Here is a 22,452-nt window from a genome sequence, read left to right on the forward strand (position 1 = left end):
CACTGCGGCGCACCTGGCAACTGCCACGCTTGCGCACAATACGCCCATGTGAAAACTTCTAGGGACTTCCCATGTCAGAACGGCAGCAAGAAACACCGGTTTACGTCACGCAGCCGTACCTTCCGCCCCTGGAGGAATTTCTTCCCTACCTGAAAGGCATATGGGACAGGAAGATCCTGACCAACAACGGCCCCTGCCACCAGGAACTTGAACTCAAGCTGCAGGAATACCTGGGACTGCAGCACATCTCCCTCTTCGCGAACGGAACGATTGCACTGGTCACCGCCCTGCAAGCCCTTCGTATCACCGGGGAAGTCATCACGACTCCCTACAGTTTCGTAGCCACCGCCCATTCGCTTCTCTGGAACGGCATCAAACCCGTTTTCGTGGACATCGATCCGCAGACATTGAACCTCGATCCAGCGAAGATCGAGGCAGCGATCACGCCCCAGACCACTGCGATCCTGCCCGTGCATTGCTACGGCCACCCCTGCGATGTTGCCGCCATCCAGAATATTGCCGACAACTACGGGTTGAAGGTGATCTACGACGCGGCCCATGCGTTTGGCGTGCGCGATGCGGAGGGCAGCATATTGCGGCATGGCGACCTGTCCGTGCTCAGCTTCCACGCCACAAAGGTGTTCAACACATTCGAAGGGGGCGCCATCGTCAGCCCCGACGCGAAGACCAAGCGGCGCATCGACCACCTCAAGAACTTCGGATTCGTCGATGAAGTGACCGTGGTGGCGCCAGGCATCAACGGCAAGATGAGCGAGGTCAATGCCGCCTTCGGCCTGCTGCAGTTGCAGCATATCGACAAGGTGATCGCGCGCAGGGCCGATATCCACGCCCGGTACCGTCGGCTGCTGGCCGGGATCGACGGCGTTGCATTCATCCAGAGCGACGCGTACCGGCACAACCACGCATATTTCCCCATACTGGTCGGCGAGGACTATCCCATTTCGCGCGATGCGCTCTACGAGCACCTGAAGCTCCATGGCATCCATGGCCGGAGATACTTCCACCCGCCCATCAGCAGCTTCCCGATGTACAAGGCACTTCCGTCCGCCAATGCCCAGAACCTGCCGAATGCCCACCGCGCTTCGGCATCCATCCTCTGCCTGCCGATGTACCCCGCCCTTGCAGACGGCACAGTGGAGATGATTGCCGCCCTGATCCGAGATATCGGCATCGGCGCAGCTGCAGCGTAAGCCAGGATACGGAAACCCGGTTCATCCATGGAAAGCCCGGCACAGATGCAGCAGCAGATCGCAGGCAACGGCGGAATGCCGGAAAGAAGGGTGCTTGTATTTCCAGCCGGAACAGAAATCGGCCTGGAGATATTTGCAGCGCTCAAGGGCTGCCGCAACACAAGCCTTTTCGCAGCGGGCGAAGACATTCCCAATCACGCCCGCCTGCTCTATAGCGAGTACCATGTGCTGCCGCATGTGACCCACCCGTCATTCCCATCAGAAATTGCCGGACTCTGCAGAAGGCTGGAGATCGATTACGTATTTCCTGCACACGATGATGCCCTGACGGCACTCAGCAAGATGCGGGCCTCGCTGGGTGCCAAGGTAATCGCTCCTTCTGCAGACACCTGCGAGACCACGCGATCCAAACGGGCCACCTATCAACGCCTCGAGGCGTTCATCCAGACACCGAGGGTATTCGACCCTCGCTCCATCGACACATTTCCCGTCTTCATCAAGCCCGACCGCGGCCAGGGCTCCCTGAATGCTTTTCGAGCGGATGACGAGGAGCAACTGGCACACGCCCTGAGAACCGCCCATGACCCGCTGGTATGCGAATACCTTCCTGGCGAGGAATACACGGTGGATTGCTTTTCCTCGCTTCGCCAGGGGCTGCTCTTTTGCCATGCCCGCCGCCGCGACCGGGTCCGCAACGGCATATCCAACTGCACGGTGACCGTGGATCTGCCGGGCATCGAGAGCATGGCCAGGGCCATCGCGACGCAACTGGAGATGCGGGGCGCCTGGTTCTTTCAGGTAAAGCGCTCGGCCTCAGGAGCCCTCACGTTGCTGGAGGTGGCACCCCGCGTTGCGGGCGCCATGGCGGCCCACAGGGTCCAGGGGATCAACTTCCCGCTGCTCAGCCTGATGGAACAGGACGGATTGAACCTTCAGATACAGCAAAACCAGGGCAGCGTGGAACTGGATCGCAGCCTGCGCAACCGCTATCGGCACGACATTGAATTCGACGCGCTCTATATCGACCTCGACGACACGCTCATTCTCAATGGCGAAGTGCACCTGGAAGCATTGAAGCTGATATTTCAGTGCATCAATGCCAAAAAGCCCGTCACGCTCCTGACACGGCACGCACTGGATATTGAAAAGACACTGCAACAGCACCGGCTGCATGGCTTGTTCGACCGGGTGGTCCATATTACCGATGGGAGCACGAAGTCCGCCCACATCCAGCCCGATGGCCACCCCATCTTTGTGGACGACAGCTTTTCCGAACGCCAGGAAGTCCGGAAAACCCTGGGCATACCGACGTTCGACCTGAGCATGATCGAACTTCTCACGGAGCAGGGTTTCGCGCCGCGCCCACACCGCCCATCGCAGGAGGAAAGCCATCATGGATGAAAAGACGTTCCTGGAGAGCCTGGCGGCCACCTACACCACCGCTGACAGCCCCCAGGATGCTGCCATCAGGTCCATGGCCATGCGGGCATTCACGCCCCATTTCACCCCGCACAGCCATGCGCTGGAGCTTGGCTGTGACTTTGGCTACATGACCCAGCTGCTGGCACCGCATTTCGAGAGCCTCACGGTGGTGGACGGATCCTCCGTCTTTCTTCAAAAAGCCCGATCGCACGGCATTCCGAACGCGGTCTTCATTCAGTCGCTGTTCGAAGAGTTCGAATCCACGACGACGTACGAGCATATTTTCCTGAGCTACGTTCTCGAGCACGTGATCGACCCCCGTGCCCTGCTGCGCAAGGTTCGCACCCTGCTCGCCCCACGTGGCAAGGTGTTCATTGTGGTGCCCAATGCGCGTGCGCTGTCCAGGCAGATGGCACGCCACATGGGGCTGGTCGACGACCTCTATGAACTGACGGATAACGACCGGCGGCACGGCCACAGGCGAACCTACGACCGCGTGCAACTGGCGAGGGACATCTCGGCAGGAGGACTTTCCAGTGTGCATACAGGTGGCCTCATGCTGAAGCCGTTTGCCGACTTCCAGATGAATGCGATGTTCGCGGGTGGAATCCTGGGGGCCAGCCAGCTGGAGGGCCTCTACCAGCTGGGACTGGAATATCCCGATCTTGCAGGTTCCCTGTTTTCCATCTGCTGCGCAGCCAGTTAACGCCATCACCAGAGCACCTCCACCATGGCTTCTGCCCCCACCGACCTTTTCACGTGCCCGGTCTGCGGAAATGGCGTCACGCACTTCCTTCCCGTACCGGATCATTACGCTTCGTCCCTGCGCAAGCACGGCGCATCGTTTTCGATGTCGGACTTCGAGACGCTGAACACCGCCCATTACAGCTGTCCTGCATGCATGGCCTCGGATCGCGATCGCCTGTATGCCTATTTCATTCGGCGCCATCTGCTGCGCCCCAGCCTGCCGCAGTTGCGGATTCTGGACATAGCGCCGGCCCCGGCGCTTTCCAGCATGCTGCGAGGTCTCGGTGGGCGCAATTACCGGTCGGCGGATCTGCAATCCCCGCTCGCAGATGATCGCGTGGACATCACCGACATGCGGATCTATGCGGACGATTCCTTCGATCTCATCATCTGCTCGCACGTCCTGGAGCATGTGAACGACGATCAGCTGGCGATGCGCGAGCTGCACCGGGTCCTGGCGCCAGGCGGCTGCGCGATCCTGATGGTGCCCCTGCTGGCCACGGCGGCGACCACGGACGAGGATCCCCAGGAGAGCCGGGTCGAAGAGCGCTGGCGCCGGTTCGGACAGGACGACCACGTACGGCTCTACGCGAAGAAGGACTTCATCGGACGCCTGCAGCATGCAGGTTTTGCGATGGCTTCGCTGACCCAGGACGACCTGGGCGCAGCGGCCTTTTCCGAGCATGGCATCAGCGCCCGCTCCGTCCTGCACATCGGGCGCAAGCCCGCCGAGCCAGGATGCGCCCATCCCAGCTGGCTGCTGCGCAAGGACGCGGAGGATGGCGTCGGCGAGCAAGGCGAGCCGGATTCTGCATCCCCCGTGCAGGTCACGGTGGCCATCCCGGCCTACAAGGCGACCTATCTCGACGCCGCGCTGCAAAGCGCGCTGGCGCAGGAGTTCGACAGCTTCGAGATCGTGGTTTGCGATGACAGCCGGGGTGATGCCGTCGAGAAAGCGGTCACGCCCTACCTCTGCGGCAGCTCACAACCGCGGACATCGCCCGTTGCCATCCGCTACTTCAAGAATCCCGAACCCCTGGGGGAGGAAGGCAACGTCGGCAAATGCATCCGGCTGGCCCGCGGTGCCTACATCAAGTTTCTCTACGACGACGACATTCTTCTGCCGGGATGCCTCCGGACCCTTGCCGACGTACTGGACCGGCATGACGACGTCTCACTCGTGTCCTCGCGCCGGCAGGTCATCGACGAGCAGGGCCGCAGGCACCCGGACATCGCGGCAACCCAGTACCCTTTCAACGGAGACGTCCTCATCGAAGGTGGGGACCTCGTTTCCTTGCTGGCCGACTGGACCGTGAATTTCATCGGCGAACCCAGTACCGTCATGGTGCGCAGGGAGCATGTGCTGCCGCTGGCGGGCAGGCAGTTTTCGCTGGAGAACGAACCCGTCTACTGGCTTGGCGACGTGACGATGCATGTCCAGCTGCTGAGGTTGGGCCACCTCGCGTTGCTGCAGGCGCCACTGTCGTGCCTGCGCATTTCGAATGAGCAGACCAGCCACCTCGGGCGGCTCCACGCCCATATCGGGCGGGAACGCTACGCCTACTTCAGCCGCACGCTGAAGCAGTTGGGGTGGGTTCGAGCCACCAACAACCAATTCGTCCGCGTCACGCCGCTGGCCCTGCCAGGGATGTTCGATACGGTCGATCTGGGCACGCGCCTGGAGCGCATGCAGAGCGGTGCTCCACCACTGGTGGATGCATTGGGCCCCTGGCTCTCCGCGCGCATGCCCTGCGAGGCCCAGCTGCAGTTGATGAAGAGTCATCTGCAAACCGTGGTGCCCGCCCCGTCCGTGCACATCTTCGTGCGTGATGCCCAGGGCGACAGCAACCAGGTAGCGGCCACGCTTCACAGCCTGGAAGCGCTGCGCTTGCCGGGGCTCGCATTGCAGGCCACCGTGCTTGCACGCGCTCCCGGGCCGGCCCGGCCGGGGGTCGAGCATGTGGAAATGCAATCACTTGCCGAATGGCCGGCGATCGCCAATCGGCAGGTGGCCGCGGCCGGTTCCGGCTGGTTGCTGTTCGTGGAGGCCGGTGAGGTTTTCACTCCCCATGGCCTGTGGACCCTGCTGCTGGAAGCCGGCAGCGCCCCGCAATGCCGGGCCATCTATGCAGACGAGTTGGTGGATACGGGCTCCGGCAGCCTGGGAACCCTGTTCCGGCCCGACTTCAACCTGGACCTGCTGCTTTCGTGCCCCCAGGGCATGGCACGGCACTGGCTCTTCAGGCGTGACGCATTCCTTCAGGCAGACGGTTTCGATCCGCAGGCCCCAGGGGCAGCGGAACTGGATCTGATCCTGCGGCTGATCATGGCCGAAGGGATCGAATGCATCGGCCATGTCAGCGAGCCGCTGCTCGTTTCCGCCCTGCCGCAGCTGTCCAGCCGCCCTGACGAGATCACGGCCATCGCACGGCACCTGCATGCGCGGGGATATGTGCAGGCCAGGGTCGATGCCAACCTGCCGGGGCGCTACCGGGTGCACTACGGCCATGAGGCCACGCCGTCCGTCTCCATCATCATCCCCACCAAGGACCAGTTCGCCATGGTGGAGCGATGCGTGAGCTCCCTCCTGGAAAAGACCGCCTACCAGAATTACGAAATCATCCTGGTGGACAACGGCAGCACGGATCCGTCCGCCTGCGCGTGGATCGGCGGGCTGGAAGCGATGGACGATCCGCGCATCCGCGTGCTGCGCTATCCGCATCCGTTCAACTATTCCGCCATCAACAACGCGGCGGCGCGCGTGGCGCGCGGCGAGTACCTCATCCTGCTGAACAACGACACGGCCACGCTGCGCGGCGACTGGCTGGACGCCATGCTCAACCATGCGCAGCGGCCCGAGGTCGGCATCGTAGGGGCCAAGCTACTGCACGCCGATGGCACGATCCAGCACGGCGGCGTCGTGCTGGGCCTGCGCGGCCCGGCAGACCACCCCTTCATCGGCCTGCCGGCCGATGCGCCCGGTTACATGAATCGCCTGGAGGTGGACCAGAACTACAGCGCGGTCACCGCTGCCTGCCTGATGATCCGCCGCTCGGTCTACGAAGAGGTCGGCGGGCTGGACGAGGAAGCCTTCAAGGTGTCGTACAACGATGTGGACCTGTGCCTCAAGGTACGCCAGGCCGGCTACCTCATCGTCTGGACGCCCCACGCCGTCGTGCTGCACGAAGGCAGCGTGAGCCAGAAGTCCGTGGATGTGGCCACGCAGGAGGCCAAGCGGGCACGCTTCATGGGCGAGCAGGACGCCATGTACCAGAAGTGGCTGCCCGTCGTGGCACGCGACCCGGCCTACAACCCCAACCTCTCTTTGCACGGCACCGGCTTCGACGTGGAGACCGACGCTGCCATCAACCGCCGCCCCCTGCCATGGCGGCCCCAACCCGTCGTGCTGGCGCTGGCCGCCGACCATTCCGGCTGCGGCCACTACCGGGTGATCGAGCCGGTGCGCGCCATGCACGGCAGCGGCATTGCCGATGCGCGGTTCGCCAGCCGCTACTTCACGCCCGAGGAACTGCACCGGCTGCAACCCGATACCCTGGTGCTGCAGCGCCAGGTGAATGAAGAGCAACTCCAGCTCATCCAGCGCATCCAGCGCCTGTGCCCGGTGTTCATGGTGGCCGAGCTGGACGACTACCTGCCCAACCTGCCTCTCAAGAATACGCACCGCCAGGAGATGCCCAAGGACGTGCTGCGGCAGCTTCGCCGCTCCGTCGGCATGATGGACCGCTTCGTCGTCTCGACCGACGCCCTGGCCGAAGCCCTGAAGGGTATCCACCCGGACATGCGGGTGGTGCAGAACCGCCTGCCGCCGCGCTGGTGGCGCGGACTGCAGGGCAGCCGCCAGACAGGCGGGCGGCCGCGCGTCGGCTGGGCGGGCGGCATCAGCCACCAGGGTGACCTGGAGCTGATCACCGATGTGGTGAAAGAACTGCACCGCGAGGTGGACTGGATCTTCTTCGGGATGTGCCCGGACCGCATCAAGCCCTATGTGCGGGAATACCACGGCCCGGTGTCCATCGAGCGCTATCCGGCCATGCTCGCCAGCCTGAACCTGGACCTGGCGCTCGCCCCGCTGGAGCAGAACCTCTTCAATGAATGCAAGAGCAACCTGCGGCTGCTGGAGTACGGCGCGTGCGGCTATCCCGTGATCGCCAGCGACGCGCGGCCCTACCAGTGCGGGCTGCCGGTCACCCTGGTCAAGAACCGGTTCAAGGACTGGGTGGATGCCATCCGCGCCCATGTGCACGACCCGGCAGCCGCCGCGCGGTCGGGCGACGCGCTCAGGGCCGCTGTCGAGCGCGACTGGATGCTCGAGGGGGCCCACCTCCAGAACTGGCTCCGCGCCTGGCTGCCGGAATAACGGACAGCGGAGCCCCGATTCCATTCAAGTGTGGAGAATGCTGTCCGATACCATTGATACGATCCGTATTCTCCCTTGGCCGCCTTCGCATAGTCCTGGAAGGCGGCCTTTTCCTGGCCCTGCATACCCTCGAGCACCTGCATGTTCGTCATCATCGGTTACATCGTCTGCCTGGGGTGCATCTTCGGGGTCTTCATCGCACACGGCGGCAATATCTCCGTGGTGCTGCATGCGCTGCCGTTCGAGATCGTCACCATCCTGGGCGGCGCCCTGGGCGCCTTCGTGGTGAACAACCAGCCCAAGGTGCTCAAGGCCACGCTCAAGGCGCTGCCGATGGCGTTCAAGGGCTCCAAGTACACCAAGGCGCGCTACATGGAGCTGATGGCGATGCTCTACGAGATCCTGCAGAAGGCCCGCAAGGAAGGCCTGATGGCGATCGAGAAGGACGTGGAGGCGCCCCACGAGTCGGAAATCTTCAAGAAATACCCCACGGTCGGGCACGACCACCACGTGATCGAGTTCACCACCGACTACCTGCGCATGATGGTGTCGGGCAACCTGAACGCGCACGAGATCGAATCGCTGATGGACAGCGAGATCGAGACCCACCACCAGGAGGCCCACGCCCCCGTGGCGGCCCTGGCCCGGCTGGCCGGCGCCCTGCCCGCCTTCGGCATCGTGGCCGCCGTGCTCGGCGTGGTGAACACCATGGGCTCGGTGGGCCAGCCGCCCTCGGTGCTGGGCGGCATGATCGGCTCGGCCCTGGTGGGCACGTTCCTGGGCATTCTGCTCGCCTATGGCGTGGTGGAGCCGCTGGGCGGCCTCGTGGAGCAGAAGCTCGAGGACGCCGCCAAGGAGCTCCAGTGCATCAAGACCACCCTGCTGGCCAGCATGCAGGGCTACAACCCCGCCACGGCCATCGAGTTCGGCCGCAAGGTGCTTTTCTCGGGCGACCGGCCCAGCTTCGCGGAGCTGGAAGGGCACGTGAAGGGCAAGAAGTAATCCGGGCATCCGCCGGAGGTGCACGCCATGGCCGACAAGAAGCTCCAGCCCATCATCATCAAGCGCGTCAAGAAGGGCGGCCATGCCGCCCATGGCGGCGCCTGGAAGATCGCCTATGCCGACTTCGTGACGGCCATGATGGCGTTCTTCCTGCTCATGTGGCTGCTGGGCTCGACGGCCAAGGGCGAGCTGCAGGGCATCGCCGCGTATTTCGCGTCGCCTCTCAAGGTGGCGATGCAGGGCGGCGACGGCTCGGGCAACAGCTCCAGCATCATTCCCGGCGGCGGCAACGACCTCTCCAAGGTGCACGGCCAGGTCCGGCGCTCCGACTCCGACACCGCCACCAGCCGGCGGACCAACATCGAGAACGCCCGCGCCGAACAGGCCCGGCAGGACCAGATGCGCATCAAGGCCCTGCAGGCCAAGATCGACGCGCTGATCTCGGAAAACCCGCGGCTGAAGGAGTTCAAGTCGCAGATCCGCATCGACGTGACGCCGGATGGCCTGCAGATCCAGATCGTGGACGACCAGAACCGCCCGATGTTCGACAGCGGCAGTGCGTTGGTAAAACCCTACATGCGCGATATTCTTCGGGAAATCGGTGCGGCACTCGGCGGGGTGGAAAACCGCATCAGCCTGGCCGGCCACACCGATGCCGCGCCCTACGGCAACGGCGACCGGGGCTACAGCAACTGGGAGCTGTCGGCCGACCGCGCCAATGCCTCACGGCGTGAACTGGTGGCCGCAGGCATGCCCGACGCCAAGCTGGGCCGCGTGGTGGGGCTCGCGGCCAGCGATCTGCTGGAGCCCGAGAACCCGCGCGCACCCGTGAACCGGCGCATCACCATCACGGTTCTGACCAAGGAAGCCGAGGAACGGCTGCTGGGCAAAAAGGCCCCGCAGATCCCCATATCGGAACTGGCGGCCGAAAAGCGTGAAAATCCAGCATCGACACAGCAGCCGTAACGTCTTGTCACCAAAGCGGCTGCCCCTGACAATAGCTCCTGCAATTTCCGACCGAAAGGGTCCCACGTGACCACTGCCCTTCGCTTTTTGATCGTTGACGACTTCTCCACCATGCGGCGCATCGTGCGCAATCTGCTCAAGGAAAGCGGGTTCACCGACGCCGACGAGGCCGAAGACGGCGTCGTGGCACTGAACAAGCTGCGCAACAGCAAGTTCGATTTCGTGGTCACCGACATCAACATGCCCAACATGAACGGGTTCCAGTTGCTGGCCGAGATCAAGAAGGACGACAAACTCAAGCACCTGCCCGTCCTCATGGTGACGGCCGAGGCCCGCAAGGAAGACATCGTCGCGGCCGCCCAGGGCGGCGCGGCCGGCTACATCGTCAAGCCTTTCACCAAGGCGACGCTGGAAGAAAAAGTCACGCTCATCCTCAAGAAGCTGGGACTCTGACCATGGACACGCCGGACCACGACGCCCCGGACTCTGCGGATGTCCACAACAAGATCGGGCAGCTCACCCGCCAGCTGCACGATGCGTTGCGGGAACTGGGCTACGCCGAGCAGTTGAAGGGTTCCATGGGCGAGCTGCCCGATGCCCAGAGCCGCCTTTCCTACATCGCCCGGCTCACCGGCGAAGCCGCGGAGAAGGTGCTCAACCGCGTCGAGCAGGCCAAGGCACAGCACGATTTCATCGCCGAGGAGACGCGCCGCGTGGTGGCATCCCTGGTGAAAGACCCGGTGGCCGCCGTGGCCAAGGGCGAGATCATGAACTTCCTGCACGACGTGGAGCGCGTGACCAAGGAAGCCGACGTGCATCTCACCGAGATCATGATGGCGCAGGATTTCCACGACCTCACCGGGCAGGTGATCGCGCGCGTGGTGAGCCTGGCCGGCACGATCGAGCAGCAGCTGGTGCAGTTGCTCATCCAGACGGCGCCCCCCCAGGCCCAGCCGGTCATGCCCGCGCCTGCCCCGGTCGCCGCCGCCCCCGAGCCCCGGCGCGAACACCTCGCCGGCCCGGTGGTGGATCCGGAAAACACCCCCAACGTCGTCTCCAGCCAGTCGGAAGTGGACGACCTGCTGGCCAGCCTGGGCTTCTGACCCCCCGCCGGCCCGGCAGCGGGCACGGCAGCCCTGCGCCGGCCCGCCCCTGGTTTCACGCCCTGCCCTGCCTGGCCGGGCAGGGCTTTTCCGGCCCGGCGGGCCGTTTTCGCAGCGGGCCTGCACGGCCACCGTCCCTGCCCCCTGGACGGCGCGGAGGAATAAGCGGCTTCCCGGCCGTCTATTCGCACTTTAGATTCCGGCACCCCTCACGACAATCGGCATGACCCCCTCCGTCATGCCACCATGGACTCCTCCAGCCAAGACAAACAGCTACCCGCGACCGAGCGCAAGCTCCAGCAAGCGCGCGAGGAAGGCCAGGCTGCGCGGTCCCGGGATCTTTCCCATCTCGCCGTCCTCGGCATGGGCGCGGTCAGCACCTATGCGCTGGCCCCTTCCCTGATCGAGCACCTGCAGCGGGCCATCGCGCACCACCTTTCGTTCAACGCCGAGACGGTGCTCGCCACCGGCTCCATGCTGCAGCGGCTGCAGGACATGGCCTTCGTCGGGGTGGCCGCGAGCTTTGCCTTCGCCGTGCTGACCACCGTGGCCGCCGTGGCGAGCGCGATCGGCTCCGGCGGCTGGCTGTTCACCTTCAAGCCGGTGATGCCCAATTTCAGCCGGATCAACCCGCTTTCCGGCTTCTCGAACCTGTTCTCGAAGCAGCATATGGTCACCGTGCTCAAGATGGTGCTGATGACCGGCATCCTCGCCGCCGTGGCCTGGAGTTTCATGAGCACCAGCATCGAGAAGATAGCGATGCTGGTGCTGCAGCCCTCCCCCGTGGCCCTGCGCTACGTGGCCGAGTGGATCACCGGCGGCATGGCGCTGCTGCTGCTGGTCGTGTTCCTCGCGGCCCTCATCGACGTGCCGCTGCAGGCCTTCTTCTTCAAGTCGCGGCAGAAGATGTCGCACGAGGAAGTGAAGCAGGAGCACAAGCAGTCCGAGGGCAGCCCCGAGGTCAAGGGTCGCCAGCGCCAGCGCGCTCGCGAGATCGCCAACCGCGCCAGCCTGGGCAACGTGGCCAAGGCCGACTTCGTGGTGATGAACCCGACCCACTACGCCGTGGCGCTGCGCTACGACGAGGCCACCATGGGTGCGCCGCAGGTGGTGTCCAAGGGCACGGACCTGCTGGCTTTCAAGATCCGCGAACTGGCCAACCAGCATTCCGTGCCGGTGCTGCAGTCGCCCATGCTGGCCCGCGCGCTCTATGCCAATGCCGAGCTGGAGCAGCCGATTCCCTCCCAGCTGTACGCGGCCGTGGCGCAGATCCTGGCCTACGTGTACCGGCTCAAGGCCGCACTGCGCGGCGAAGGCCGCATGCCCGACGCCCAGCCCGACCCCTACGTGCCGCCGGAGCTCGATCCGCTCACGAAGGCCGCACCGTCCGACGCTTCCACTGCAGGTGACGCGCCATGAAGACCCCCACGATCGCCTCCGCCCGCCAGTGGGCCGGCACCAATGTCTCCGCACTGCAGGGCCTGTCGGCCCCGCTGCTGGTGGTGGCCATCCTGGCGCTGATGGTGCTGCCCATCCCCGCCTGGCTGCTGGATACCTTCTTCACGCTCAACATCGCCGTGGCGCTCATGGTGATGATGGTGGCGGCCTACATGCTGCGGCCGCTGGATTTCGCGGCCTTCCCGTCCGTGCTGCTGCTCACCACCCTGATGCGGCTGTCGCTGAACGTGGCCTCCACCCGCGTGGTGCTGCTGGAAGGCCACACCGGCCCGGGCGCCGCCGGCGCGGTGATCGAGGCCTTCGGGCACTTCCTGATCGGCGGTAACTTCGCCGTCGGCCTGATCGTGTTCGCCATCCTGGTGGTGATCAACTTCGTGGTGGTGACCAAGGGTGCCGAGCGCATCGCCGAGGTCTCGGCACGCTTCACGCTGGACGCCATGCCCGGCAAGCAGATGGCGGTGGATGCCGACCTGAGCGCCGGCCTGATCGACGAGAAGGAGGCCAAGCGCCGCCGCGCCGAGGTGCAGGAAGAAGCGAACTTCTTCGGCTCGATGGACGGTGCCTCGAAGTTCGTGCGCGGCGATGCCGTCGCCGGCATTCTGATCCTGCTCATCAACATCGTAGGCGGCTTCGCCATCGGCATGCTGCAGCACGACCTGTCCGCGTCGCAGGCCGCCAACAGCTACATCCTGCTGGCCGTCGGCGATGCGCTGGTGGCGCAGATTCCCGGCCTGCTGATCTCGGTGGCCGCCGCCATGGTGGTGTCGCGCGTGGGCAAGGACCAGGACATGGGCCGCCAGATCGTGCAGCAGCTCTTCATGTCGCCGCGCGTGCTGGGCGTGGCCGCCGCGATCCTGATCATGCTGGGCCTGATCCCCGGCATGCCGCACGCCGTGTTCCTGGTGCTGGGCAGCGGCATCGGCTATGCCGCCTGGCTGCTGTACCAGCGCGCCAACGCCCCCAAGCCGGTGGAGGCGCCGCCCGCCCCCGTGGGCGACGGGGAGGCCAGCTGGGACGATCTGCAGCCGGTGGACCTGCTGGGCCTGGAGCTCGGCTACCGGCTGATCTCCCTGGTGGACAAGAGCCGCCAGGGCGACCTGCTGACCCGCATCAAGGGGGTGCGCCGCAAGTTCGCCCAGGAAGTGGGCTTCCTGCCCCCGGCCGTGCACGTGCGCGACAACCTCGAGCTCAAGCCCAGCGCCTACCGCATCACGCTGCGCGGCGTGGTGGTGGGCGAGGGCGAGGCCTTCCCGGGCATGTTCCTGGCGATCAATCCCGGCGGCATCAGCACGCCGCTCATCGGCACGCCCACCACCGACCCGGCATTCGGCCTGCCGGCCCACTGGATCGACGAGCACCAGAAGGAAGCCGCACAAATGGCGGGTTTTACGGTCGTTGATTCCGAAACCGTGATGGCCACCCATTTGTCACACTTGATGCAAGTACAGGCCGCCAAGCTCCTGAGCCGCACCGAAACGCAGCAGCTCGTGGAACACGTCGGCAAACTGGCCCCCAAGCTCATCGAGGAAGTGGTTCCCAAAATGGTGTCGATCGCAACGTTCCAGAAGGTGCTCCAGCTGCTGCTGGAAGAGTCCGTGCACATCCGGGACATCCGCACCATCATCGAGACCCTCGCCGAGCATGCGGGCACGGTCAGCGATCCGGTGGAGCTGGCGCGCCGCGTGCGCATCGCCCTCTCGCCGGCCATCGTGCAGCAGATCTACGGCCCGACCCGCGAGCTCAACGTCATCGCGATCGAGCCGGGCCTGGAGCGCCTGCTGGTGCAGGCCCTGGGCAACGCCTCCGGCCCCTCGCTCGACCCGGGCGTGGCCGACATCCTCACGCAGAAGGCCGCGGAAGTGGCCATGCGGCAGGAAGAGATGGGCATGCCCGCCTGCCTGCTCGTACCCGACGCCATCCGCAACGCCGTCTCGCGCCTCGTGCGCCGCGTCGCCCCGCGCCTGCAGGTGCTCGCCCACAGCGAGATCCCTGAAACCCACACCATCCGCATCGGCCCGATCCTCAAAGGTGCAGCATGAACATCAAACGCTTTACCGCTCCCACCTCCCGTGAGGCCCTGGCCAAGGCACGCATGGCCTTCGGGGACGGCACGCTGATCCTGTCGAACCGCCAGATCGCCGGCGGCGTCGAGGTGATGGCCACCGCGGAAGACACGCTGTCCTCGCTGGAGAGCGCCGCTGCCGAGCCGGCACCCGCCGCCCCCAGGCTCCAGGAACGCGCCCCGGCCGCCTCCCGGCTGCAGGAACGCGCCGCCGACATGGCCGCCAACCCGGCGCAGTCGAGCCGGCCGCTGCGCGCGGCGCAGCGGGCCGAGGCCCCACGCAACCCGGTGGCGCAGGACACGGAACAGCTGGCGATGAGCACGCTCTCCTTCCAGGACTACGTGCGAGAGCGCATGCTGCGCCGCCGCCACGAAGCCATGCACGGTGCGGCGCCCGCCCCCGCCCCCGCCCCCGCCGCCGCACCACAGCAGTTCCTGCAGCCCGAGCGAGCGCCGCTGTCCCGCCCCGAAGCCCCGCGCATGGCCGAACGCACCATGGCACCCGCCAGCGCCCCGCTGCCGCGGCACAACCCGATGCACGCCATCCCCCTGGGACTGCCGCCCGAGCAGCCCGTGCGCGAACGCCGCGTGCAGGCTCCCGTGCCCTCGCTCGCCCAGGAAGCGGGCCAGCAGAACCTGATGAGCGAGCTGCAGTCCATGAAGGACCTCATCGAGGACCGCTTCAACACGCTGGCCTGGCTGGGCCAGGCACGGCAGAACCCGATCCAGTCCAACCTGATGCTCAAGCTCATCCGGGCGGGCTATTCGCCCTCGCTGGCGCGCGCCGTGCTGGAGCGCCTGCCCGAAGAGCTGGGTGCCGGCCATGCCGTGCGCTGGCTGATGGAGGTGCTGGAACGCAACCTCAAGACCGATGCGCACCAGCGCCCGCTCTATGAAGAAGGCGGGGTGTATGCGATGGTGGGGGCCACCGGCGTGGGCAAGACGACCACGACCGCCAAGCTCGCCGCCCTGTGCGCCCGCATCCACGGCCCGGCCAGCGTCGGCCTGATCACCCTGGACACCTACCGCGTGGGCGCCCACGAGCAGCTGCGCTCCTACGGCCGCATGCTCGGCGTGGTGGCGCACCTCGCCCATGACCGCGCCGCCCTGCAGGACCTGCTCGGCCTGCTGGCCGGCAAGAAGATGGTGCTGATCGACACCACCGGCATCGCCCCGCGCGACCCGCGCAAGCGCGACATGCTCGATGTGCTCGACCTGCCCGGCGTGAACCGCCTTCTGGTGCTCAACGCGGGCTGCCACGGCGACACGCTGGACGATGTGCTCACCGGCTTCAGGACCGGCGGCTCGCAGCAGGCGATCCTCTCCAAGGTGGACGAGGCCGTGAAGCTCGGCCCGGCCGTGGATGCGCTGATCCGCCACCAGATGGTGCTGCGCGGCGTGACCAACGGCCAGCGCGTGCCAGAGGACTGGGAAGCGGCCGATGCCCAGAAGCTGATCGCCACCTCCATGCGCTCGCCCGCGAAGTCGGCGTTCGACCCGAAGGCCTCGGACCTGAACTTCTTCTTCTCGCACTCTCCCGAACTCGCCACGGAAAGGGCCCTGGTCGATGCTTGACACTGCCTTCCACCAGGGCGCGAGCCTGCTGCGCCTGATGCCCGAGTCGCCCCTGCGCCTGCTGGCCATCCTGGCGCAGCCGGATGCGGCCTATGGGCTCGAAACCTTCTTCCAGGTGTGCTCGGCGCTGCAGCGCATGGGGTATCCCGTGGCCGTTCTCGACGGGACCGCGCGCGAGACCGATGCCTCCCCCGGCCTGGCCCATCTGCTGGCCGAGCCGTCCTGGCAGGATGGCGCGCCGCTGGACACGGGAGGCGCCGCGGCGGCCTCGCTGGCCGTGCTGCCGGCCGCCTACGGACTGCGCCGGCTGGCCCGCCAGAGCACCGATGCGGTGGCCGCCCAGCAGACCCTGCAGCCCTTCTTCCGGTCCTACGCGGTGCTGGCGATCTATGCCCCGGCGGAGGCGCTGGCGCCCCTGGTGCGTGACACGGCCGCGGTGCCGCTGCTGATCGCCGAGGGCGGCGACCATGCGATGCGCAGCTACCGCCAGCTCAAGCACATGGCGCTGCATGCGGGCGTCCCCTGCACGGTGGCCTCGGTGCTGCCCACCGACCGGCCCGCGGGCCTGCACCGGGTCCACGCCACGCTCGCCACCCTGCAGCGCTGCGCCGAGCGGCACCTGGGCAGCGAACTGCGCACCACCACCCTGCGGGCCAACCATCCACAGGATCTGCAGCGCCTGGCCTTGCAACTGCTGGAAAACGCGGGCACCATTGGCGCCGCGCCGGTCGCTGCCGCCCCGCCCTTCGGTACGCAGCGGCCTGCCCAGCCCTTCGCACGGAGCCACTGATCCGATGTACACCGCCAAAGGACAGCTCAACCGCGATGCATTGATCCGCCAGCACGCGCCGCTGGTCCGACGGATCGCGCACCACATGATCGCGAAGCTCCCGCCCAACGTGGAGCTGGACGACCTGATCCAGGTCGGCATGATCGGGCTCAGCGAGGCCCTGTCGCGCTACGAGGTGACGCAGGGCGTGCAGTTCGAGACCTTCGCCTCCCAGCGCATCCGCGGCGCCATGCTCGACGAGCTGCGCGAAGGCGACTGGATGTCGCGCAGTTCACGCAAGAGCCAGAAGGAGATCGAGCATGCCGTGACCCGGCTGGAGCAGAAGCTCGGCCGCAGCCCGCTCGAGTCCGAGATCGCCACGGAGCTGGAACTCAGCCTCGCGGAATACCAGTCCCTGCTGAGCAAGGTGCGCGGCACCCAGCTGGTCTACCTGGAAGACATGACGCACGGCGACGACGATGACGGCTTCCTCGACCGCCACGTGGCCGACAGCGCGGCCGACCCCATGGCCATGCTGCGCGACCAGCGCCTGCGCGCCTCCCTGGTGGCGGCGATCAAGGCGCTGCCGGAGCGGGAGCAGCAGATCATGGGCATGTACTACGAGCACGACATGAACCTGAAGGAAATCGCCGCGGTGCTGGGCGTGACCGAATCGCGCATCTGCCAGCTGCACAGCCAGTCGATCGCGCGGCTGCGGGCGAAGATGCGCAGCCACTGACGCAGCCCGGCGCCGGCATCCCGGCCGTCCGGGACAGCCATGAGAAAGAGAAAGGGCCCCTCGGGGCCCTTGGTCTTTGTGGCGCAGACCCCCTTGCGGGCCGCGGCAGGCCCGTTCAGCCCTGCGAGCGGTAGATCCGGGCAGCGCCGCCGTGCATGCCGGTGCCGGCAGGGCCGCGGCTGCCATAGGTGGTGCCGTTCTGGTCCGGAGGCAGGAAGGTGGCCACCTGGCGGTTCGTGAGCGCGGCGAGCCGGGCCAGCTGCTCGCGCTGCAGCGACAGCTGGCTGCGCACGGCCTGGATGCGGCGCGTCCAGTCGTCCGGCAGGGGCGGCGCGGAGGCGGGCCGGCTTTCCAGGAAGCGGGACAGGTCGAGCGCTGCCTGCTGCAGCAGCGGGGCACGGCGCTCGAGCGCGGGCGCATCCGCCTGCAGCAGCAGGGCCCCCACGTCGGCCAGGAGCGATTCGACGGCGCCGAGCAGGGTTTCAGGAGAGCGGGGGGAAGACGGGGAGGCGGAGGAGGGGTGCATGGGTCGGTCCTGTGCCGACCGGCCCATGCGGAGCGCGGACCGTGTGCGCTACGGCCGCGCCGGGACAAGGGCCGGGATCAGTGGCTCTTGGGAGAGTGGGCGATGATTTCCTGGGCGTTCGAGAGCAGCTTGTCGGCGATGGCATCGGCATCGACCTTGAAGGTGCCCTTCTCGATGGCCGCGCGCACGGCCTTGACCTTGTTGGCATCGAAATCCGCGCTGCTGCGCAGGGACGGATCCAGCGCCTTGGCGGCGCTGGAGAACGTCACGGGCGTACCGCCCGAGGTGGCGACCGTGGTCGCGGTCTTGGTGGCCTCTTCGGCGGCAGGCGCCGGCGCAGCCGCCTTGGCCTGCTGCTTCGCAGCCTGGACCTGCTGCGTCAGCGAATTCGGCAATTCCGGGTTTTGACTGATCTTCATCGCACTCTCCCACCCCGTTCGATGTGGGGCACAGTAGCAATGTTTTCGGCCATCGGAGCGCGGACTTTAGGCTTTTATCGGAAACAGGACGTCACAAGCCGACTTCCACCGTTCCATCGTTGGACACAATGCCCGCGATGACCCGGCCATTGTCCATGCGGACACGCACAGTCTCCCCGATCGAGCCTGCCGTGACGGCCTGCCCCGCGGATGTTACCGAATAGCCGCGTCCCTGGGCAACGACCCGCACCGGGGCGCCGGCGCGGAAGGCCATCGGGGCCTTCACCATGTGCTGGCGCAGTGCCTGCCCGGCCATGAGCGGGCGGGATGCCACCTGTCCCACCCAGTTTTCCGGGTTGGCCACGATGGCGGTCGTCTCAGCCGCCCAGTCCACTTCGGCCTGGGTGGCATCGGCCTCGGTCAGCACGGCGCCGGAGGCGACGTTGCCGGTAAGCACCCAGGCGGGACCGTAGGCCTTGACGGTGACGGGCAGGAAGACATTCCACGCCGTGGCACCCTCGACGCAGCGCAGGCCCAGCCGCGTGCGGCCCCAGAGCCGGGAGCCGGCGGGAAGATAGGGCTCCACCCGGGCGCAGGGCGCGAGGCGCAGGCGCGAGTCGAGCTGGCCCACGCTGACTTCCATGCGCAGCGGCATGGAGCCGCCCGACACCTGGCTGCGCTGCAGGGCGTCGTCGAGCCAGCGCTGGGTGATGGAGCCCAGGTCGGCCGTCGCGTCCGCGGCGGGCGCGCCCTGGGCATGCACGGCCGCGGCGGCGCTCCAGGCCAGCAGCGCGGCACCGGCCATGCGGGCCAGCGCACGGGCGCGGCGCGGGGCGGGACGGGAAGACGGCAGGTGGGAATGGGGGGACATGGGGGCCTCCTGGGCAGCCGGGCTGCGGCGATGGACGGGGCCGGCCGGACGGGGCGGTCCGGGGGCCATTGCACAACCTGAACTCTAGGGCGTGTGGGCCGCCGGCGATGGACCGAACTGCGCGCCAATCCCCGCGTTCTTCGCGCTTTAGAAAAAAGGGCCCGTTTCCATAATCGGACCACGCCGAAAACCCGTGGCCCGTGCCGCGCGGCGGCCCCGATCCCCCCCGATTTCCGCAAGGTGCCCCATGCTCGACAAGTTGACCGAAAGGCTGGATTTCCACGGCAACGCGCTCATGCTGCGTGCCGAGCGCCAGCGCGCCATCGCGAGCAACATCGCCAATGCAGACACCCCCGGCTATGTGGCGCGCGACTTCAATTTCGCAGATGCGCTGCGCGATGCCACCGGCCAGGGCGAGGGTGCCTCGTTCAGCGCGGTGGAGCGCGCCCTGCAGCGCCAGCAGAGCGCCACCGATCCGCGCCACATCCCCCTGCCCGGCGCCACCACCGGCAGCGGCGCGCCCGGCACCCTGGGCTACACGGTGCAGACCCAGCCGAGCCTGGACAACAACACGGTGGACCTGGACCGCGAGCGGGCCGCGTTCGCCGACAACGCCGTGCGCTACGAGGCCACGCTGCGTTTCATCAACGGCAACGCGCGCACCATGCTGAGCGCGATCCAGGGCCAGTAAGGGCGCACGCACGCCTTCGCCGCCCGCAACGCACCAGGAAAGCGATCACCGCCATGTCCATGTTCTCGATCTTCGGCGTCTCCGGCAGCGCGATCAGCGCGCAGGCGCAGCGCCTCAACGTGGTGGCCAGCAACCTCGCCAACGTCGATGCCGTGGCCGGCCCCGACGGCCAGGCCTACAAGGCACGCCAGGTGGTCTTCCAGACGGCGCCCATGGGTGACGAAGGTGCGGCTGGCGTGCGCGTGAGCGCCATCAGCGAGAGCCAGGCGCCCGGCAAGCGCGTGCTCGATCCCACCCATCCGCAGGCCGACGCGGAGGGCTACGTCACGCACTCCAACGTGAATCCGGTGGAAGAGATGGTCAACATGATCTCGGCCTCGCGCTCCTACCAGAACAACGTCGAGGTCCTCAACACCACCAAGTCGCTGCTGCTCAAGACGCTGCAGATGGGCCAGTAATCCCTTCCCCAAGGACCGCACCATGATCCTCAACCCCATCGGCTCCACGGCCACCGTGAACACGGGCTCCAGCTCGAACTCCGCCACCGACCCGGCCGCCGCGCAGGACCGCTTCCTGAAGCTGCTGGTGGCGCAGCTCAACAACCAGGATCCGATGAATCCGCTGGACAACGCCCAGATGACCTCGCAGATGGCGCAGATCAACACGGTGACGGGCATCCAGCAGCTCAACCTGAGCATGCAGACCATGGCCGAGCAGTTCACGACCATGCAGACCCTGCAGGGCACGATGATGATCGGCCGCAACGTGCTGACCGAGGGCTCAAAGATGACCTTCAAGGACAGTGCCGGCACCGGGTCCTTCGACCTCAAGGGCGCCGCCACCGACGTCAAGGTGGAGGTCGTCACCCCCGGCGGCCAGGTGGTCGATACGGTGGACGTGGGCGCGAGCGCGGCAGGACGCCACGATTTCAGCTGGGACGGCAGCAAGTACAGCGGCACCCGCAGCGACCTGAGCTTCCGCGTGGTGGCATCCACCAAGGACGGTGCCGTCGAGGCGACGCCGCTCATGCAGGCCAAGGTGGTGGGCACCGGCTCCAACGCCGGCGCCCTCACGCTGAACCTGGACACGGGCGGCACCGTGAACTACAGCAACATCCGCGCGGTGCTCTGACGGCCTCGCGCATTCCGCAAGACAACAACCCCTTTTCCGTCCCCCGAGGAGAGCACCATGAGCTTCCAGCAAGGCCTGTCCGGCCTCAACGCCGCCAGCAAGAACCTGGACGTGATCGGCCACAACGTGGCCAACTCCGGCACCGTCGGCTTCAAGGCCTCGCGCGCCGAATTCGCCGAGATGGTGGCCAATGCCATCGGCTCCGCGGGCGGCACCAATGCCGGCATCGGGGTGGAACTGTCGGCGGTGGCGCAGCAGTTCAACCAGGGCAACATCTCCGTCACGGGCAACAGCCTGGACGTGGCCATCAACGGCGACGGCTTCTTCACGCTGCAGCAGCCCGACGGCTCGCGCGCCTACACCCGCGCCGGCAACTTCAAGCTCGACAGCAACGGCCAGCTGGTGACCAACACCAAGGCGCAGGTCATGGGCTATGCGCTGGACCCGATCACGGGCAAGCGCACGGCGAGCAACGCCGCGCCGCTGTCCTTCCCCACGTCCAAGCCGATCCCTGCCAAGCAGACCACGGCGATCACGGCGGAATTCAACCTCGACGCCCGCGCCCCCGATGCCGCCGGCGACGCCACGGCCACGCCTCCCGTGCCCGCCACGCCGCGCTCCACCTATGGCACGTCCATCAACGTGTACGACAGCCAGGGCGTGGCCAAGCCGGTGAGCCTGTATTTCCAGAAGAACGGTGCCAACACCTGGGACGTGTACGACAAGCTCGACGACGCCACGGCCACGCCGCCGGTGGTGGCCACGCCCATCGGCCAGATCAAGTTCGACAACAGCGGCAAGATCGTCTCGCCGACCGCGACTGCACCGGAAACCGGCTTCCAGATGCCGCTCACCGTGAAACCCACGCCGCCCAACCCGAACGGACTGGCCGACTACACGGTGAACATCAAGCTCGACGGCGTGTCGCAGTACGGCAAGGCTTTCGCCGTGTCGAACCTGTCGCAGGACGGCTACACGGCCGGCGAACTCACGGGCATCAGCATCGAGAACAACGGCACGGTGATGACGCGCTATTCCAACGGCGTGACGCGCGCCGAGGGGCAGGTGGCGCTGGCCAGCTTCCGCAACACGCAGGGCCTGGCCTCGGTGGGCAGCAACAACTGGGTGGAAACGTTCGAGTCGGGCCAGCCGGTGCTCGGAACGCCCACCGAAGGCAAGTTCGGCGGGCTGCGCTCCGGCGCGCTGGAAGATTCCAACGTGGACCTCACGGCCGAGCTGGTGAACATGATGACCGCACAGCGCGCCTACCAGGCCAACGCGCAGACCATCAAGACGCAGGACCAGGTGATGTCCACGCTGGTGAACCTGCGCTGACGGCCCGATCCCGCTGATCCGCCACTGACCTCCGACCCCCTTCCTTC

20 protein-coding genes are annotated in these 22,452 nt (G+C 66.6%); 17 read left to right on the plus strand and 3 right to left on the minus strand.

Annotated features, from left to right (window positions below):
• The first annotated feature begins 71 nt into the window (after window positions 1-71).
• The 13 genes from ACAV_RS21330 (at window position 72) to ACAV_RS21390 (ending at window position 17,432) form a co-directional block, all read left to right on the plus strand.
• Window positions 72-1,211, plus strand: coding sequence for a DegT/DnrJ/EryC1/StrS family aminotransferase (locus ACAV_RS21330; RefSeq protein WP_013596652.1), 1,140 nt, complete (start codon window positions 72-74; stop codon window positions 1,209-1,211).
• Window positions 1,212-1,256: 45 nt separating this feature from the next.
• Window positions 1,257-2,612: an ATP-grasp domain-containing protein gene (locus ACAV_RS21335; RefSeq protein WP_041828841.1), complete on the plus strand. Its 1,356-nt coding sequence runs from the start codon at window positions 1,257-1,259 to the stop codon at window positions 2,610-2,612.
• Window positions 2,605-3,339 (plus strand): class I SAM-dependent methyltransferase, encoded by a 735-nt coding sequence (locus tag ACAV_RS21340; protein ID WP_013596654.1) that lies wholly within the window; start codon window positions 2,605-2,607, stop codon window positions 3,337-3,339. The genes ACAV_RS21335 and ACAV_RS21340 overlap by 8 nt, the downstream gene beginning before the upstream one ends.
• A 378-nt stretch (window positions 3,340-3,717) precedes the next feature.
• A complete protein-coding gene (locus tag ACAV_RS21345) occupies window positions 3,718-7,758 on the plus strand; it encodes a glycosyltransferase (RefSeq protein WP_244875498.1) in 4,041 nt (1,346 codons plus the stop codon).
• A gap of 141 nt (window positions 7,759-7,899) precedes the next feature.
• Window positions 7,900-8,760: a flagellar motor stator protein MotA gene (gene motA, locus ACAV_RS21350; RefSeq protein ID WP_013596656.1), complete on the plus strand. Its 861-nt coding sequence runs from the start codon at window positions 7,900-7,902 to the stop codon at window positions 8,758-8,760.
• Window positions 8,761-8,787: 27 nt separating this feature from the next.
• Window positions 8,788-9,726: a flagellar motor protein MotB gene (gene motB, locus ACAV_RS21355; protein WP_013596657.1), complete on the plus strand. Its 939-nt coding sequence runs from the start codon at window positions 8,788-8,790 to the stop codon at window positions 9,724-9,726.
• Window positions 9,727-9,792: 66 nt separating this feature from the next.
• Window positions 9,793-10,179, plus strand: a complete 387-nt coding sequence (gene cheY, locus ACAV_RS21360; protein WP_011797421.1) for a chemotaxis response regulator CheY — start codon at window positions 9,793-9,795, stop codon at window positions 10,177-10,179.
• Window positions 10,180-10,181: 2 nt separating this feature from the next.
• Window positions 10,182-10,829 carry a protein phosphatase CheZ gene (locus ACAV_RS21365; RefSeq protein WP_013596658.1) on the plus strand — a complete coding sequence of 216 codons (648 nt, stop codon included), beginning with the start codon at window positions 10,182-10,184 and terminating at the stop codon, window positions 10,827-10,829.
• Between the two features lie 246 nt (window positions 10,830-11,075).
• On the plus strand, window positions 11,076-12,248 hold the full coding sequence (locus ACAV_RS21370; protein ID WP_013596659.1) for an EscU/YscU/HrcU family type III secretion system export apparatus switch protein: 1,173 nt from the start codon (window positions 11,076-11,078) through the stop codon (window positions 12,246-12,248).
• The gene (flhA, locus tag ACAV_RS21375; RefSeq protein WP_013596660.1) at window positions 12,245-14,326 is read left to right on the plus strand and encodes a flagellar biosynthesis protein FlhA; all 2,082 of its coding nucleotides are present in this window, start codon (window positions 12,245-12,247) and stop codon (window positions 14,324-14,326) included. Before ACAV_RS21370 ends, flhA begins: the two co-directional genes overlap by 4 nt.
• Window positions 14,323-15,924, plus strand: a complete 1,602-nt coding sequence (flhF, locus tag ACAV_RS21380; protein ID WP_013596661.1) for a flagellar biosynthesis GTPase FlhF — start codon at window positions 14,323-14,325, stop codon at window positions 15,922-15,924. The genes flhA and flhF overlap by 4 nt, the downstream gene beginning before the upstream one ends.
• Entirely contained in the window at window positions 15,917-16,714 is a 798-nt protein-coding gene (locus ACAV_RS21385) for a hypothetical protein (RefSeq protein WP_013596662.1), read from the plus strand. Before flhF ends, ACAV_RS21385 begins: the two co-directional genes overlap by 8 nt.
• A 4-nt stretch (window positions 16,715-16,718) precedes the next feature.
• Window positions 16,719-17,432: an RNA polymerase sigma factor FliA gene (locus ACAV_RS21390; RefSeq protein ID WP_013596663.1), complete on the plus strand. Its 714-nt coding sequence runs from the start codon at window positions 16,719-16,721 to the stop codon at window positions 17,430-17,432.
• A 115-nt stretch (window positions 17,433-17,547) separates the two neighbouring features.
• Here the strand turns inward: ACAV_RS21390 and ACAV_RS21395 are convergent, their stop codons facing one another.
• The 3 genes from ACAV_RS21395 to flgA all read right to left on the minus strand — a co-directional run bounded on the left by ACAV_RS21395 (window position 17,548) and on the right by flgA (window position 19,248).
• A complete protein-coding gene (locus ACAV_RS21395; protein ID WP_013596664.1) occupies window positions 17,548-17,958 on the minus strand; it encodes a hypothetical protein in 411 nt (136 codons plus the stop codon).
• A 77-nt stretch (window positions 17,959-18,035) separates the two neighbouring features.
• Complete coding sequence (flgM, locus tag ACAV_RS21400) at window positions 18,036-18,377, minus strand: flagellar biosynthesis anti-sigma factor FlgM (RefSeq protein WP_013596665.1); 342 nt, start codon at window positions 18,375-18,377, stop codon at window positions 18,036-18,038.
• A gap of 91 nt (window positions 18,378-18,468) precedes the next feature.
• Window positions 18,469-19,248 carry a flagellar basal body P-ring formation chaperone FlgA gene (gene flgA, locus ACAV_RS21405; RefSeq protein ID WP_013596666.1) on the minus strand — a complete coding sequence of 260 codons (780 nt, stop codon included), beginning with the start codon at window positions 19,246-19,248 and terminating at the stop codon, window positions 18,469-18,471.
• Between the two features lie 247 nt (window positions 19,249-19,495).
• Between flgA and flgB the strand changes: the two genes are divergently transcribed.
• Genes flgB through flgE form a run of 4 tightly spaced genes read left to right on the plus strand, consistent with a single transcriptional unit; the run spans window position 19,496 to window position 22,405 of the window.
• Window positions 19,496-19,939 (plus strand): flagellar basal body rod protein FlgB, encoded by a 444-nt coding sequence (gene flgB, locus ACAV_RS21410; protein WP_013596667.1) that lies wholly within the window; start codon window positions 19,496-19,498, stop codon window positions 19,937-19,939.
• Window positions 19,940-19,992: 53 nt separating this feature from the next.
• Window positions 19,993-20,397 (plus strand): flagellar basal body rod protein FlgC, encoded by a 405-nt coding sequence (flgC, locus tag ACAV_RS21415; RefSeq protein ID WP_013596668.1) that lies wholly within the window; start codon window positions 19,993-19,995, stop codon window positions 20,395-20,397.
• Between the two features lie 22 nt (window positions 20,398-20,419).
• Complete coding sequence (locus tag ACAV_RS21420; RefSeq protein ID WP_013596669.1) at window positions 20,420-21,070, plus strand: flagellar hook assembly protein FlgD; 651 nt, start codon at window positions 20,420-20,422, stop codon at window positions 21,068-21,070.
• A 57-nt stretch (window positions 21,071-21,127) separates the two neighbouring features.
• Window positions 21,128-22,405, plus strand: a complete 1,278-nt coding sequence (flgE, locus tag ACAV_RS21425; protein ID WP_013596670.1) for a flagellar hook protein FlgE — start codon at window positions 21,128-21,130, stop codon at window positions 22,403-22,405.
• Window positions 22,406-22,452 lie beyond the last annotated feature (47 nt).

Source organism: Paracidovorax avenae ATCC 19860, assembly GCF_000176855.2.
In the GTDB taxonomy this organism is placed as follows: Bacteria; Pseudomonadota; Gammaproteobacteria; order Burkholderiales; family Burkholderiaceae_C; genus Paracidovorax; species Paracidovorax avenae.